The sequence below is a fragment of the Micromonospora sp. NPDC085948 genome (assembly GCF_040686315.1).
GTDB lineage: Bacteria > Actinomycetota > Actinomycetes > Mycobacteriales > Micromonosporaceae > Micromonospora.
In genome coordinates, this window is the sequence record NZ_JBFBJW010000003.1 from 399,557 (window position 1) to 414,567 (window position 15,011).

General features: G+C 72.0%; 13 protein-coding genes. 6 read left to right on the top strand and 7 right to left on the bottom strand.

Going from position 1 to position 15,011, the window contains the following annotated elements; genetic code table 11:
- The first annotated feature begins 126 nt into the window (after positions 1-126).
- A complete protein-coding gene (locus AB0O48_RS11460) occupies positions 127-1,044 on the top strand; it encodes a TAXI family TRAP transporter solute-binding subunit (RefSeq protein WP_357246176.1) in 918 nt (305 codons plus the stop codon).
- 9 nt (positions 1,045-1,053) lie between these two features.
- Here AB0O48_RS11460 and AB0O48_RS11465 read toward each other — a convergent pair whose 3' ends face one another.
- The 3 genes from AB0O48_RS11465 to AB0O48_RS11475 all read right to left on the bottom strand — a co-directional run bounded on the left by AB0O48_RS11465 (position 1,054) and on the right by AB0O48_RS11475 (position 3,581).
- On the bottom strand, positions 1,054-2,520 hold the full coding sequence (locus AB0O48_RS11465; protein WP_357245808.1) for a sensor histidine kinase: 1,467 nt from the start codon (positions 2,518-2,520) through the stop codon (positions 1,054-1,056).
- Between the two features lie 9 nt (positions 2,521-2,529).
- On the bottom strand, positions 2,530-3,186 hold the full coding sequence (locus tag AB0O48_RS11470; protein ID WP_357245811.1) for a response regulator transcription factor: 657 nt from the start codon (positions 3,184-3,186) through the stop codon (positions 2,530-2,532).
- Positions 3,187-3,269: 83 nt separating this feature from the next.
- Complete coding sequence (locus AB0O48_RS11475; RefSeq protein ID WP_355031047.1) at positions 3,270-3,581, bottom strand: hypothetical protein; 312 nt, start codon at positions 3,579-3,581, stop codon at positions 3,270-3,272.
- 113 nt (positions 3,582-3,694) lie between these two features.
- Here AB0O48_RS11475 and AB0O48_RS11480 point away from each other — a divergent pair, with 113 nt between their 5' ends.
- Complete coding sequence (locus tag AB0O48_RS11480) at positions 3,695-4,033, top strand: DUF952 domain-containing protein (protein ID WP_365064867.1); 339 nt, start codon at positions 3,695-3,697, stop codon at positions 4,031-4,033.
- An 84-nt stretch (positions 4,034-4,117) separates the two neighbouring features.
- On the opposite strand, the gene AB0O48_RS11485 is transcribed toward AB0O48_RS11480, so the two are convergent.
- The 3 genes from AB0O48_RS11485 to AB0O48_RS11495 all read right to left on the bottom strand — a co-directional run bounded on the left by AB0O48_RS11485 (position 4,118) and on the right by AB0O48_RS11495 (position 8,975).
- The gene (locus tag AB0O48_RS11485; RefSeq protein ID WP_365065148.1) at positions 4,118-5,809 is read right to left on the bottom strand and encodes a CDP-glycerol glycerophosphotransferase family protein; all 1,692 of its coding nucleotides are present in this window, start codon (positions 5,807-5,809) and stop codon (positions 4,118-4,120) included.
- Positions 5,810-6,089: 280 nt separating this feature from the next.
- A complete protein-coding gene (locus AB0O48_RS11490) occupies positions 6,090-8,198 on the bottom strand; it encodes a DUF6077 domain-containing protein (protein ID WP_357245817.1) in 2,109 nt (702 codons plus the stop codon).
- A gap of 138 nt (positions 8,199-8,336) precedes the next feature.
- Positions 8,337-8,975, bottom strand: coding sequence for a TetR/AcrR family transcriptional regulator (locus tag AB0O48_RS11495; protein ID WP_357245820.1), 639 nt, complete (start codon positions 8,973-8,975; stop codon positions 8,337-8,339).
- 178 nt (positions 8,976-9,153) lie between these two features.
- Between AB0O48_RS11495 and AB0O48_RS11500 the strand changes: the two genes are divergently transcribed.
- The 4 genes from AB0O48_RS11500 to AB0O48_RS11515 all read left to right on the top strand — a co-directional run bounded on the left by AB0O48_RS11500 (position 9,154) and on the right by AB0O48_RS11515 (position 14,238).
- Positions 9,154-10,047, top strand: coding sequence for an ABC transporter permease (locus tag AB0O48_RS11500; RefSeq protein ID WP_357245823.1), 894 nt, complete (start codon positions 9,154-9,156; stop codon positions 10,045-10,047).
- Positions 10,048-10,081: 34 nt separating this feature from the next.
- On the top strand, positions 10,082-10,858 hold the full coding sequence (locus tag AB0O48_RS11505; RefSeq protein ID WP_357246181.1) for an ABC transporter ATP-binding protein: 777 nt from the start codon (positions 10,082-10,084) through the stop codon (positions 10,856-10,858).
- A gap of 145 nt (positions 10,859-11,003) precedes the next feature.
- Positions 11,004-12,515, top strand: coding sequence for a bifunctional cytidylyltransferase/SDR family oxidoreductase (locus AB0O48_RS11510; RefSeq protein ID WP_357245826.1), 1,512 nt, complete (start codon positions 11,004-11,006; stop codon positions 12,513-12,515).
- A gap of 34 nt (positions 12,516-12,549) precedes the next feature.
- On the top strand, positions 12,550-14,238 hold the full coding sequence (locus tag AB0O48_RS11515; RefSeq protein ID WP_365064873.1) for a CDP-glycerol glycerophosphotransferase family protein: 1,689 nt from the start codon (positions 12,550-12,552) through the stop codon (positions 14,236-14,238).
- Between the two features lie 22 nt (positions 14,239-14,260).
- On the opposite strand, the gene AB0O48_RS11520 is transcribed toward AB0O48_RS11515, so the two are convergent.
- Positions 14,261-15,007, bottom strand: a complete 747-nt coding sequence (locus tag AB0O48_RS11520) for an alpha/beta fold hydrolase (protein WP_357245831.1) — start codon at positions 15,005-15,007, stop codon at positions 14,261-14,263.
- Positions 15,008-15,011 lie beyond the last annotated feature (4 nt).

Below are 15,011 nucleotides of genomic sequence, written 5' to 3' on the forward strand. Positions count from 1 at the left end.
CGGCGCTCGGTCCACACCCACTCGGCACACCTGTCGGCAGGGAGGTTGCGCGCACCGGTCCGACGGCGCACAGTGCACCGCGTGAGACGTACCTCATCCCGCCGGCCCCGGCGTCATGCCGCGGGACTGGCGGCCCTGTTGACGGTGCTGCTGACCGCGACCACGAGCACCGCCGGTTGCCAGGACGCCCCCACCGAGCAGGTGCTGATCCGGATCGCCACCGGCAGCCCCACCGCCGTCTACTACGCGTTCGGGCAGTCGCTCGCGGCCATCCTCAACCGGGAACTGCCCGACGTCGACGCCCGCGTGGTGGTCACCGCCGCCTCCGCGGAGAACGTCCAACTGGTCCGGTCCGGGAGCGCGGAGCTGGGCTTCACCCAGGCCGACGTGCTGCCGGCGAACGCCGAGGAAAGCAGCTCGGTCAAGGCGATCGCCCGGGTGTACGACGACCAACTCCACCTGGTCACCACGAGTGGAGGGCCGGTGCGCACACTCGACGACCTGCGAGGCCGGCGGGTCTCCGTCGGCGCACCCCGATCGGGCACCGAGATCACCACGACGAGGCTGCTGGAGGTGGCCGACCTCGGTGGCGACGCGGTACGCCGTACGCGGCTCGGCCTGGACGACTCGGTGGAGGCGCTGCGCTCGGGGCAGATCGACGCGTTCTTCTTCTCCGGTGGGCTGCCGGTGTGGGGCATCGAGAACCTGGCCCGGCAGCGTGCCACCCGGATCGTGGACCTCAGCGACTGGACCGAGCGGCTGCGCTCACGCTACGGCCAGGTGTACGTCTCCCGGGACATCCCCCGCTCGGTGTACGGGGTGGACGCGGTGACCACGGTGGCCGACCCGAACTATCTGATCGTCAGCGCCAGCCTGCCGGAGTCGTTGGTCCGAGAGGTGACCCGCCTGCTGATGGACGGGCGGGCCGAGCTGGCCGCCGCGCATCCCGCGGCGGGGCGGATGAGCCCTCGCTCGGCGATCGCCACCGCGCCGCTGACGTTGCACCCCGGCGCCGCCGCCTGGTACCGGGAGGACAAACCCTGACGGCGGGTGCTACCGCGTCAGGGTGGGCCGGCGGTCGGTGGCCGGCTCGTCGTCCACCGGCTCGTCGTCCGCCGGCTCGCCGTCCACCGGCTCGGTCGCCGGGTCCTGGTCCGGGGCGGGAAACCACAGGGCCGCGACCAGCCCGCGCGTCTCCCCCGGGCGCATGGTGAGCCGTCCGTCAGACGCGTCCACCAGCACGGCGGCGATGGTCAGGCCGAGCCCCGCGCCCTCCACGTTCTGCGCGTCCGGCGCCCGCCAGAACCGCTCGGTCGCCTGGCCGAGCTGACTGCCCGTCATGCCCGGGCCGGAGTCGCGCACCTCCAGGGCCACCCCGTCGTCGCGGCGGGCCACGGTCACCGTCACCGCCCCGCCCGCCCCGCTGAACTTCACCGCGTTGTCGATGAGCGCGTCCAGCGCCTGGTCGACGGCGGTCGGCACGGTCTGCGCGTACGCCGGGGCGTCGGTGCTGGTCAGCCGCAACGTGACCGAACGGTGCCGGGCCAGCGGCGCCCACGCGGACACCCGGGACGCGGCCACCGCGGCGGCGTCCACGGTGACCCTCTCGTTCTCCTCCCGTTCGGCGCGGGCGAGGGTCAGCAGCGCGTCGAGCACCAACGCCAGTCGATCGGTCTCCTCCAGGGCCAGCTGGTGCTCCGCGCGGCCCTCCGGGTCGGTGAGACTGGGACCCAGTTCCTCCACCCGCAGCCGCAGCGCGGTGAGCGGGTTGCGCAGTTGGTGGCTGGCGTGCGCGACGAAGGCGCGCTGCCGGTCCATCACGTCGGAGACCACGTCCGCCATGTGGTTGAAGCTGGCCGCGAGGCGACGCAGCTCCGGCGGACCCAGGCGGTGCTGCACCCGGGCGCCCCGGTCGCCCTCGGCGATCTCGTGGGTGACCGCGTCCAGCTCGGTGACCGGGCGCAGCACCCAACCCGCCAACCCGAACGCGGTGAGCACGCAGGCCAGCACGGCGAGCAGGCCGGCCAGGGCGAGCAGTGACCACCACACGGCGACCTCCCGGCGGATCGGGTCGGCCGGGGTCACGATCACCACCGCGCCGAGCACCTCACCACCGTCGTTGATCGGCACCGCCACCACCACCGGGCCGGTCCTCCACGGCCAGACCGACTCCGGGGCGCTCGTCTGCTGCCCGGCCAGCGCCATGTCCAGCGTCGCCGCGGTCCCCGGGCCGGGTTGGTACCGGGGCGACGCGAACAGGGTGCTCCGGTCCCGGTCGACGATCGCGGCGCCGATCCCGTACAGGTCGTCGTAGCTGGTCAGCTCCGACTCGATCGGACCCGGTCCACCGTCGCGCAGCGCGGGCCCGGCCAGCGAGGCGAACCGGGTCGCGTCGGCGAGCCGGTCGGCCCGGACCTGTTCGGTTTCGCGGCTGGCCATGGTGGCCGCCAGCGGCGTCTCCAACGCGATGAGGACGAGCACCATCAGCAGCAGATAGCTGATCACCAGTCGACGACGCACGTCAGCCCCTCACGCGTCGCGCAGCCGGTAGCCGACGCCACGGACGGTCTCCACCAGGCGGGCGTCGCCGAGTTTGCCGCGCAGGGACCCGACGTGCACCTCGACGGTGTGCCGGTCGGCCCAGGTGGTGCCCCAGGCGTCCAGCAGGATGCGGTCGCGGGGCACCGCCACCCCCGGTTGGCGGGCCAACGAGAGCAGCACGTCGAACTCCTTGCGGGTCAACGTGACGGCGCGGCCGTCCACGGCCACCGTCCGAGCGGCCACGTCGATGCGCACCGAACCGGCCTGGATGACGTGCCGCTCCGGTGTGGCGTTCGCGGCCCGGCGCAGCACCGCCTCGATCCGGGCCTGCAACTCCACCATCGAGAACGGCTTGACGACGTAGTCGTCGGCGCCGAGACGCAGGCCCAGCACCCGGTCGCGTTCCTCACCGCGGGCGGTCACCGCGATGATGCCGAGCTGGCTGCTCCGCCGGCGCAGCTCCCGGCACAGGTCGGTGCCGTCGCCGTCGGGCAGGGTCAGATCGAGCAGCACCAGGTCACACGGGGCGGCGGAGAGCGCGGCCGCGACGGTGGCGGCGTGCTCGACCTCGTAGCCCCGGCGGGTCAGGGCGGAGGAGAGCGCGGCGGCCACCCGGCGGTCGTCCTCCACCAGCAGGATCCGCACCCGTGCCCCCGTTCGTCGCAGCGCTGTTCTGCGAATGGTGGCAGAAGCGCACGCCCGGCGGGAAGCCGCGTGTCGGGTCGGACCTACAAGCCGAAGACGTCGTCGGCGGTGGCGTCCCGGACGCCGTCGGTGAAGCCGCGGAAACCCGGGTCCTCGTGGCTGGCCGGCACGCTGGTGACGGTGACCCCGCTGGCCTGGGTTACCGCGTCGACCAGAGGCGGGTAGTCGATCTCGGCGTCGTTGAAGGCGTCGTCGTCCGCCTCGGCCAGGTTGATCACGTGCTGTACGTCATCGGACGGAGTGTCCGGATCTTCGGCCCACTCGCCGCCAGCCCGGTAGCACTCGTCGTACAGCGCGCGCTGACTGTCGGTCCAGTCGTCGTCGTAGCTCTGCATCGCCCATCCCTCCGCGGCCCGTGACCTGAGCATGCCCGGCCCGGGGCGACGGGCGCGGCGGTACCGGCGAAAACCGGGCGAGCGGGCCGCCGGCGTCCCCGTAGGCTGCGGTGGTGATCTACAAACTGTTGTCGACCACGGAATGGGACGACGCCCTCGCCGCCGGCGCCTTCGCCGGCTCCGCCGTGGACCGGCAGGACGGCTTCATCCACCTCTCCGGCGGTGACCAGGTGGTGGAGACGGCGCGGCGGCACTTCGCCGGGGCGACCAGGTTGACCCTGCTCAGCGTCGAGGAGGAGCGACTGGGTGACGCGCTGCGGTGGGAACCGTCGCGCGGCGGGCAACTCTTTCCACACGTGTACGGCCCGCTGCCGGTCGCGGCGGTCGTCGCGGCGCAGGCGTTGCCGGCGGACACTCCGGCCGCCGACGCGGTGGCCGCCCTGCTGGGTTGAACCGGTCGCGCCCGGCCCGAGCGATGTCGGGCCGGGCGCGCAACGCACAACGGAGGGCTCAGCGGCTGAGCCGCACAACAGTGCTCAGCGGCAGAGCCGGGAGATCTCCTCCTGGAACCGGTCCATCGGGTTCGCCTCGGCCGGACCGAGCAGGTAGGTCTTCAGCTCCCGGCGGGCCTCGGTCATCGGGTCGTCGCCGGCCCGGGTCAGTGCCACGATCTTCTCCAGCTCACCGCAGTCCTTGGAGAGCAGGTACGCGGCCCGAGCCGTCGGGTACTCCCGGCGGAAGTCGTCCTCCGACAGGCCGGACGGGTTGGCCACCACGTACGGCCGCTGGCTCTGCACGAAGTCGGAGACCACACTGGACACGTCGCTGATCAGCAGGTCGGTCTGATTGAAGCAGTCGAACAGCGCCGGGGTGCGGCCGGTGACCACCAGGTGCGCGGTGCCGTCCAGGGAGGACGCGTTCGGGTCGCCGCCGGCGGCGCGGATGGCCGCCACGACCCGGTCGTGCACCGCCCTGGCCGCCCGGGACCGCGACCCGGTGAGCGGGTGCGGCTTGTAGATCAGGCGCAGCCGGGGCGTCGTGGCGAGCAGTCCCTTGACGATCCGCTCGCCCATCAGCACCAGCGAGGTGTGGTACGGGTCGTCGTCGAGCCAGCCCTCCCAGGTGGGGGCGTAGAGCACGGTGAACGGCCGGTCCACCGACTCGGCACCGAAGGTGTGCACACCGGCGAGCTGCGGGCGGCCGATCTCGACGATGTCCGAGTCGAGGACACCCACACCGGCTCGGGCGTAACGCTCCCGGCCGGCCAGGCCGGCGACCCAGACCTCGTCGTACACCTTGCTGTACGGGTTGACGCTCGCCTGCTTGTCGCTGTCGCCGTGCCCCACGAAGACGTGCTTGGTGCTCGGCTCACGCAGCATGTGGATGTTCGCGCCGACGTTCGCGGCGTAGAGCGCCGCACGGATGTTGCGCAGATCGAGGTTCATGAAGTCGACACCGGTCGGTACGCAGATCACCGGCAGCCGGGTGTCGGCCAACTCGAGGAACGCGTCCCGGCTGCGCAGCAGCACCACCGCGCGCTGCTGGAGCGCCTCGGTCGGGGCGAGCCACATGTTGGCCTGGTAGACGTCCTTGGCCGGCCCGGCGAAGTAGAGCGCCACCTCGGGCCGGTAGTTGTCCAGCCACCGCTGCACGGCGGGCAGCAGCGGGCCCTCCCCCGTGCTCCGGCCCCGACCCCGCAGCCAGGTCAGCGCGGTGATGGCGCCCACCACACCGGTCGCCACGACCGCCACCGCGGCGGCGGCGAAGAACGGCGTCAGGTCGTGTCGCACCGCCGCGGCCACGGCGGCCGGGACCAGCAGCAGGTTGAGCAGCGGCATCCGGTCACCGGCCACCGTCGCCACCCAGCCCGGCAGTTGGGGAGCGGAGCGCAGCTCACCCAACTCGATGTTGCGCACCATGGCGGAGAGTGGGTTACGACGCTCGATCATGACGGAGAGCGCCCCGGCGAAGACCGACACGACCCACACCAAGGCCGGCAGCGCCAGCAGCAGGGTCAGCTCACCGCTGCTGAGCCGCACCTCGGCGGCGACGAGCAGCACGGCCGCGAGGTCCCGGGTCAGCTGCCGGTACGACCAGTGCAGACCCACCTTCTCCAGCAACAGCTGCGACGTCGGCGACCAGCGGGCGGCGGCGAACTCGCCGATCACGGCGGCCAGTCCGACGACGGCGAACAGGCCCACCCAGCCGAAGACACCCGCGACGAGCATGACCAGGTAGGCCAGCACCAGCAGCGCGGCGCTGGCGGCCACTCCGATGCGACCTGAGAACGTGCCGAACAACGAGTTCGCTCCCTACGATTTCCGTATCGGGTTGGGCTGGGTCTGCGCGGACCAGGAGCCGAGACCGAAGCCCCTGGTGGACGCTCGTCCCGTCACGGCAGCCCTCGGCGGACGAACGTGCCTGCGACCCTAACGCGAGACCGCCTGATGGTATCGAGCGGGTATCCGTACGGAAAACCGACCAAACCGACCGCCAACCCGACCCGCCTCAGGATCCGCCGGTGGGCGAGCCGGGGCGATAGCAGACCATCGCGCCCGGCGCCTTGCGCGACGCGAAGGGCGTCAGCCCCAGGGCGGGAGTCGCCGCCGCGCTGGCGGTGTTGCCCTTCCACAGGCACACCATGCCCACGCCGACCCTGGCCATGGCCTCGGCGACCGCGGGAACGGAGACGGGCTCCGTGCCGTCGGCGAACCTCGCCAGCAGCAGCCTGTCCTGCGCGAACGGCGTCTCGGGTCCGTAGTCGGTGAGATACAGGTCGCGGGGCAGCACCACGCGGACCTCCGAGGTGACCTGCGGAAGCGACCGCATCACCGACGACGGTGCGAGGACCAGGCCGGCGGGGCGGTCCAGCCTCTCGATCCAGAAGGAGGCGGCCTTGCGGTTCTCCGGCATCCGCCAGGTCGGCGTCGTCTGGATCACCTGCCCCTCCCACATCGGCTTTCCCTGGGTGAAGAAGAGGAACACCAGGACGACGGGAAGGGCGAAGGCGAGGACCCGGCTCGTCCGGGCCAGCCCGGGCAGGCGGATGACCGCGAGGACGCCGACGAGCGCCGGCACGGGCAGGATCCACGGCACCCGCCAGAGCACGGCCGTCAGTCCGCTGAGATCACCGCCGAACTTCAACACGCCGGGGACCATCAGCACCGTGGTCGCCAGCGCGGCGCCGGCGGCCAGTTGCTGCGGCACACCGCGACGGAGCAGGAGGGGCGACCACCAGACGGCGAGCCCACCGATCACGCCGAGGACGCCGAGCCACAGCGTCAGCTCGTAGATGGTCCGCAGCGGCAACAGCGGGGAGTACGTCGCGGCGGCCTCCTCCACCCCACCGCGCAGGACCTGGACGAGCACGCCGGACAGCAGGGGGTAGACCGAGAGGACCGCGAAGCACACGATGGCCTCGCGTGTGCGCCGCGTGGCGAGCAGCACCGCGCCGGCCGCCGCGGCGAGCAGCGGCAGCAGGAAGACCGCGGTGGTGGTGTAGCCGACAGCAGCGACGGAGAGCAGGGTGAGCAGGAGCAGTGCCCGCCGCGAGCGGTGCTCCAGGTAGTCGGTGAGGTACACCCAGGCGAGTGGGATCAGCGCGTGGACGAACACGCTCTTGCCCTGGGTCAGCCGGGGTAGGTGGTAGGTGTTCAGGGCGTCGGCGTAGTAGGCCACGAGCAGGATGTAGGCCGCCGCGACGCCGAACGCGACGAGCGGGCGTCGCGGGGCCCAGCGCAGCACGAGCCGCCACAGCGCGAAGACCGCGAAGACGGCCAGCACCGGCAGGAGCAGGTACCACATCACCGACGCCGTGTGCACGTGCAGGGCGCGGGCGAGCGCCCCGATGAACACCTCGAAGGAGGGCAGCGGCGGGTTCGCCGAACCGCCCGGCAGCACGCCCTCGGTGAACAGGAAGTCCTTGAACGGGATGTTGTCCCGGTCGGCGACCCAGACCGACTTGCCGACGTAGAAGACATCGTCGAGCGACACCCGGTCGATCAACGTGGCGAAGTAGGCGGCGGCCAGGGACACGACGATGACCACGTACCCCTGCACGGGGGTGGTCCGCTGGCCGGCCGGCGCGGCGACCGCGTCGGTCGCCCCGCCGCGGCGGGGCAGGGTCAGCCAGGCGGAGACGACCGAGACCAGGCCGAGCCCGGCGGCCAACCACCAACTCACCGCGCCACGACCGAGGGCGGCGAACAACGCCGCGCCGAGTGCGGCACCGACCGGCAGCGCGTACCGACGCAGCAGCGCCGCGCGGTCGGCGGGCACCTCGGTCGGGGCGGGGGCGGCCTCGTCGTCGGCCTGCCGCGCCACCGGGTCGTGACGGCGCAGCCGCCAGGCCGCGTACGCCGCGACCGGCTGCAGGACGACCCAGATGAGGAAGACGACGGACGGGCGCAGGTCGAGGCCGAGGTTGAGGTGGTAGAGCAGCGTCCAGATGGCGAAACTCACCACCGCCGCGTCGGTGCACACCACGGGTGCGGCCGCCACCGCGGCGTTGAACCGCCCGATCAGACCGCGGCCCCGTCCGGGTCGGGCACCCGCGCTCGGGGTGTCCTTCTGGCTGCCTGCCGCTGAGGCCACAACAGCGTCTTCGACTTGCGTCACGGGGCGTCCTTGTCGTCCGGCGGCGGGTTGGGGGCGAGAAGCGGATGTCTGACCGGTGACCGGCCGGGGGTCAGGGGGCAGCGTAGCGGAATCGGACAGCGGGACCGCCGCTGCGGGAGGCGGAGTGTCGGAGGCTGGTCAACCCGATATCGGGGCTGTTCGGGGACGGGGTAGGGCGCTGTCGGCGCCGAGCCCGGCGGCCACGGATTCGACCAGGTTGTCGAGGTAGCTGTCGGTGAGCGGGAGACGGGCGATGGCCAGCCGCCAGTAGAGCGGGCCCACGATGAGGTCGACCGCCGCGTCCGGGTCGGTGTCGGTGGGCAGTTCGCCGCGCTGCACGGCGCGGGCGACCAGGCGACCGCCGATCTCCTGCTGACGGGCGTGCAGCACCTGCCGCAGGGTCGCGTCGATGCTGGGGTTGCGCGCCGCCTCGGCCAGCAGGTCCGGGATGATCTGCGACGCCAGCGGGTGGCGCAGCGCGTGTGCCACCGCCTGGAACAGCAGGGCGAGGTCGCCGCGCAGGGTGCCGGTGTCCAGGGCCGGCAGCTTGCCGTGGGCCGCCGCGGCGACGATCTCCAGCACCAGGTCGAGCTTGGAGTTCCACCGCCGGTAGATCGCGGTCTTGCTGACACCGGCACGACGCGCCACCGCCTCGATGGAGAGCCGGCCGTAGCCGACCGCGGCGAGCTCCTGCGTCAGCGCACGCCGGATGGCCGTGGTGATCTCGCCACGGAGCACTGCCGCACCGGCCGGGGCGCGCCTCTTCTCGGTGGTCACCAGGGACTCTTATCGCAGGTCACGGTGCCCAGGGTAGCGCAACGACGATACGGTTGCGTCCCGACGTGTTTCGGACTACTGTCCTCGCAGCGACGAGGCGGCGCCCCGCGCACATCTCCCACTAGGATTCCATCGTCGTGAGCCACCCGTCTGCACGAAAGATCGGAGCGCCATTTCCATGGCCACCACCGCGCTGGTCGACCCCGACACGGGCCTGACCCAGGCGCAGCTGGCCGCTCGGCACGGGCTACGGGTCGCCGGTGAGCGACCGACCCTCGTCGAGTACAGCCGCCAATTGTGGGCCTACCGGCACTTCATCGCCGCGTACGCCAACGCCAAGCTGGTCGCCTCTTACAGCAACGCCAAGCTGGGCCAGCTCTGGCAGGTGCTCACCCCGCTGACCAACGCGGCGGTCTACTACCTGATCTTCGGGGTGGTGCTGAGTCAGAACGAGATTCCGAACTACATCGCCTACCTGACCACCGGGTTGTTCATCTTCAACTTCACCCAGAGCGCGGTCCTGGCCGGCACCCAGTCGATCAGCAGCAACCTGGGGCTGATCCGGGCGCTGCACTTCCCCCGGGCCAGCCTGCCGCTGTCCACGACGATGACCCAGTTCCAGCAACTGCTGGCGTCGATGGTGGTGCTGATCGGCATCGTGCTGGTCACCGGGGAACCGATCACGCTGGAGTGGCTGCTGCTGGTGCCGGCCCTGCTCCTACAGGCGGTGTTCAACGCCGGCGTCGTCCTCGTGGCGGCGCGGTTGGGCAGCAAGTCGAGCGACCTGAAGCAGGTCATGCCGTTCATCATGCGCACCTGGATGTACGGCTCCGGCGTCCTCTACAGCGTCAGTCTCTTCGAGCAGCTGCCGAGCTGGGCGACGACGCTCGTGCAGTACAACCCGCTGCTCGTCTACATCGAGCTCGCGCGGTACACGCTGCTGGAGGAAGCACCGCTGCTCAACGAGTCGCTGGCCCAGCTCTGGCTGGTCGGCGGCGGGTGGGCACTGCTCGCCGGCTTGGGCGGTTTCATCTACTTCTGGCGCGGCGAACAGGAGTACGGCCGTGGTTGAGCACTTCGAGGCCCCCACCGAGGCGACCGCGACGATGACGTCGACGCAGGAGCGCATCCCGACCGTGGTGGTCGACGACGCGCACATCATCTACCGGGTGCACCAGGGCGCTGGCGGTGGCACCACCCCGGTGGCCGCGCTGCGCCGGCTGGTCAAGCGCACCAACGCTCCGAACATCCGGGAGGTGCACGCGGTCAAGGGTGTCTCCTTCACCGCGTACCGGGGTGAGGCGATCGGGCTGATCGGCAGCAACGGCTCCGGCAAGTCCACCATCCTGCGGGCCATCGCCGGCCTGCTGCCGGTCAACCGGGGCGCGATCCACACCCAGGGACAACCGTCGCTGCTGGGGGTGAACGCCGCCCTGCTCAACGACCTCTCCGGCGAGCGCAACGTCACCCTCGGTTGCCTGGCTATGGGCATGCACCCGGACGACGTGGCCCAGCAGGCCGCCGGCATCATCGAGTTCTCCGGGATCAACGACCGGGGCGACTTCGCCAGCCTGCCGATGCGGACGTACTCCTCGGGGATGGCGGCCCGGCTGCGGTTCTCCATCGCCGCCGCGAAGAAGCATGACGTGCTGCTCATCGACGAGGCGCTCGCCACCGGTGACAAGGGCTTCCGCAAGCGCAGCGAGCAGCGGGTACGGGAGCTGCGGGAGGGCGCGGGCACGGTGTTCCTCGTCAGCCACCAACTCTCCTCGGTCCGCGACACCTGCGAACGAACGATCTGGCTGGAATCGGGCGTCCTGCGGATGGACGGACCCACCGACGAGGTCATCCGGGCCTACGAGGCGTACGCGAACAGCAAGTAGAGCGCCGGCGAACACCCGGCATCGACACGGCGCCATGGACCGCGTCGCCCGCGTTGGGGCGGCGCGGTCCGCGCGTTAAGGTTCATTCCGTCGCCGCTCGGGCGGAACCTTCCGTTAACGCATCCCTGAGAGTGAGGATCCGGCAATGACGCAGGACCAGACCACTGGCCCGGACGCCGCAGCGGAGACCCCGACGCCGTGGCGGCCCTCGCGGACGGTGGCCGTGGTTCTGGCCGGCGGCACCGGGACCCGGTTGGGCCTCGGCATCCCCAAGCAGCTACTCAAGATCGCCGGCAAGCCGATCATCGAGCACACCCTGGCGGTCTTCGAGGCGGCACCGGAGATCGACGAGATCATCGTGCTGATGGCGACCGGCCACGTCGACGACGCCCGGCAGATCGTCGAGAAGGCCGGCCTGCGCAAGGTCACCAAGGTGATCGAGGGCGGTGACACCCGCAACGCCACCACCCGCATCGCGCTGGACGCGGTCGGCCCGGAGGACTGCAACATCCTCTTCCACGACGCGGTACGCCCACTGCTCAGCGGGCGGATCGTGCGCGAGTGCGTCAACGCGCTCTGGACGTACGACGCCGTGGACGTGGCCATCCCGTCCGCCGACACGATCATCCAGGTGGACGACAACGACTGCATCACCGACATCCCGGTACGCTCCCGGCTGCGCCGCGGGCAGACCCCGCAGGCGTTCCGCTCCCCCACCATCCGGGAGGCGTACCGGATCGCCGAGAACGACAAGGACTTCGCCGCCACCGACGACTGCGGCGTGGTGCTGCGCTACCTGCCCGGCACCCCGATCAAGGTGATCGACGGCTCGGACGAGAACATCAAGGTCACCCACCCGGTCGACGTGCACCTGGCGGACAAGCTCTTCCAGCTCGCCGCGGCGCAGGCGCCCCGGCTGACCGACCACCGCAGCTACTCGGAGGAGCTGACCGGCCGCACCATCGTCGTGTTCGGCGGCAGCTACGGCATCGGTCACGAACTGGCCGAGCTGGCCCGACGCTACGGCGCACAGGTCTTCCCGTTCAGCCGTTCCAGCACCGGCACCCACGTGGAGCGGGCCGCCGACGTCGAGGCCGCGCTGACGACCGCCTTCGAGGCCACCGGCCGGATCGACCACGTGGTGGTCACCGCCGGGGTGCTGGAGAAGGGCGCCCTCGCCGAGATGGACGAGGAGACGATGGACCGGGTACTCCAGGTCAACTTCGTCGGCCCGGTGACCATCGCCCGGCAGGCGCTGCCCTACCTCCAGCAGACCAAGGGCCAACTGCTGCTCTACACGTCCAGCTCCTACACCCGGGGGCGAGCCCGCTACGCGCTGTACTCGGCCACCAAGGCGGCCCTGGTCAACCTCACCCAGGCGCTCGCCGACGAGTGGGCCGACGTCGGCGTCCGCGTCAACTGCATCAACCCGGAGCGCACCGCCACGCCGATGCGCACGCGGGCCTTCGGCGAGGAGCCGGAGCACACCCTGCTCGCCGCCGAGGCCGTCGCCCAGTCGTCACTCGACGTGCTGATCTCCGACCTGACCGGCCAGGTCATCGACGTACGCCGAGCGCCCGGCGACGGTCCCACGCCGAGCGTGCCGGCCCAGACCGGTCAGGTCGACGCGCCGGTCGGCGCGGCGTCGACGAACTGACCCCGGCCGGCGGCGGAACCACGAACGGAGCGACATGCGCGGCGACCTGGTCCGAAAGCTGGCCGCCCGGTGCCTGAGCACCGGACTGGCCGTGCTGGCCTTTGCCGTGCTGGCGCTCACCGGCGCCACCGGCTGGGGGCTGGCGCTGGCCGTCGCCGCGCTGGCCGCCTCGGCCGCCGAGCAGCGGATCCGGCCCAACGCCGACCTCGTCGCGGAGACGACGCTGATCGCGGCCGCGATCCTGGTCGGTTACTCCCGGCGGTTGGACGACGGGCTCCACCTCACGCTCGTCGCCACCGCCCTGGTGCTGCTGGGACTGGTGCTGCTGGTGGGGCCCCTGCGTACCGCCGGCAACCTGGAGATCCGCACGGCCAACCTGCCGGTCCGGGCCTGGACGCCACTGATCGCCGACCGGCTCGGCACCGCCCTGCTCGGGCTGCTCGCCGTCCTGGCGCTCGCCGCCGCGCTCACCCTGCCGGCCGGCGTGGCGTTGGCCGCCAGCCTGCTGGTCGCCGCGGGCACCGGAGTGGTCGCCCTGGACCTGGCCCGGCGGCGGTTCCGACCGGGAGCCGGCGGCGGGCCGGTGGCGCGGGCACTGCGCCGGCACCAACCGGAGTTCCTGCTCTACTTCTCCGCGCCGCCCGGCTCGGAATACCAGGTCACCATGTGGCTGCCGTACCTGGAGCGAATCGGCCGGCCGTTCCTGGTCGTGCTGCGCGAGCCGGAGTTCCTGGCCCCGATCGCCGCGGCCACCGACGCGCCGGTGGTCTACTGCCCCACCCTGCGGGCCATGGACGAGGCGCTGGTGCCGAGCCTGCGGGCGGCGTTCTACGTCAACCACGGCGCGAAGAACAGCCACTGCATCCGCTTCACCCAGCTCACCCACGTCCAGTTGCACCACGGCGACAGCGACAAGGCGCCGAGCGCCAACCCGGTGTCCGGGATCTTCGACCGGATCTTCGTGGCCGGCCCGGCGGCGATCGACAGGTACGCCCGCGCCGGGGTGCGGATCCCGGCGGACAAGTTCGTGGTGGTGGGCCGCCCGCAGGTGGAGTCGATCGAGGTACGCCCCGAGCCGGCCCGGGGGTTGACGACGCCGACCGTGCTCTACACCCCGACCTGGACCGGGCACCACGCCGACGCCGACTACTGCTCGCTGCCGGTCGCCGAGGGGCTGCTGCGGCGGCTGCTGGAGCGCGGCGCGACGGTGATCCTGCGGTCCCACCCGTACACGGCGCAGAACCCGGCCTCGGCACGGCAGTTGGGCCGGCTGACCGAGATGCTCGTCGCCGATCGTGCCCGCAGCGGACGCCAGCACGTCGTCGGTGCGACGGCCCGCGAGCTGAGCCTGACCGAGTGCGTGAACCGGTCCGACGCGCTGATCTCCGACGTGTCCGGGGTGATCTCGGACTACCTCTACTCCAGCAAGCCGTACGCGGTCACCGACATGGGCGACGAGGGCGACCGGTTCACCGAGCGGTTCCCGCTGGCCGCGTCGGGTTACGTGCTGCGCCGCGATCTGTCCAACGTGGACGAGGTGTTGACCGCGCTGCTGGACACCGACCCGCTGGCCGCGGAGCGCTGGGCCACCCGCCGGCGTTACCTGGGTGACTTCCCCGCCACGTCGTACGCCGAGGCGTTCCTGACCGCCGCGCGCCGGGAGCTGACGGCGTCGGAGGACCCCGCGGCCGAACGCTCGCCGCAGCTCTCCCCCCTCGCCTGACCCGGGCTGACGGCCCAAACCCTCAGCGGTACGCGTCGAGCAGCGCCAGCACGGCCGCCGGGTTCTCCACGTGCGCGTTGTGCCCGAGACCGGGCAGCGTGGCGACCGGCACGCCGTACTCCTTGAGCTGCGCGTCGGTGACCATCGGGTCGTGCTCGCCGCGCGCCAGCAGCACCGGTACGTCGGTCGCCGTCAGCAGTCCGGTCAGGTCGGGCTCGCCGACGGCGAAGGCGTTCGGATCCATGGCGAGCCGCCACCGGCCGTCGACCTGACGGAGGCCGGCGTCCACCACCGGGTGGTCCGGCGGGAGCAGGCCGGCCAGCCCGGAGACGCGCAGGTAGCGGCGGGCCGCCTCGGTACGGCTGGCGAACCAGCTCACCGGGCGGGCGGCCAGTTCGGCGGCCCGTTCCAGTTCGGCGGGCGACCAGAGCGCCTTGATCCCCAAGCCGACCACCGCGTCCACCGGCATACCGGCGTCGCGCGCGGCCAACGCGAGGCCCACCACGCCACCCAGCGAGTGCCCGAGCACGACGAGCCGGTCGTCGGGGGCGAGGGCCGGCGCGATCCGCTCGGCGAAGCCGGCGAAGGAGTACGACGGCAGCGGCGACGCCCAGCCGTGGCCCGCGAGGTCCGGTGCCAGCCACCGGCCGGGCCAGTGTTGCTCCAGGTACGGCGCCCAGGGCAACCACACGTCACCGGTGGCCCCCAGGCCGTGCAACAGCAGCAGGACCGGCCGTCGACCGGCGTGACCACCCGATTCATCCACCACGGCC

Bases quoted from the DNA above. Each gene is read 5' to 3' on its own strand.
- AB0O48_RS11485 (WP_365065148.1), bottom strand. From the start codon at position 5,809: ATGCTCGTCGCGGGTGTCTTCGGCTGGGTGGGCCTGTTCGCCGTCGTC.
- AB0O48_RS11515 (WP_365064873.1), top strand. From the start codon at position 12,550: ATGCGCGGCGACCTGGTCCGAAAGCTGGCCGCCCGGTGCCTGAGCACC.
- AB0O48_RS11510 (WP_357245826.1), top strand. From the start codon at position 11,004: ATGACGCAGGACCAGACCACTGGCCCGGACGCCGCAGCGGAGACCCCG.
- AB0O48_RS11505 (WP_357246181.1), top strand. From the start codon at position 10,082: ATGACGTCGACGCAGGAGCGCATCCCGACCGTGGTGGTCGACGACGCG.
- AB0O48_RS11500 (WP_357245823.1), top strand. From the start codon at position 9,154: ATGGCCACCACCGCGCTGGTCGACCCCGACACGGGCCTGACCCAGGCG.
- AB0O48_RS11475 (WP_355031047.1), bottom strand. From the start codon at position 3,581: ATGCAGAGCTACGACGACGACTGGACCGACAGTCAGCGCGCGCTGTAC.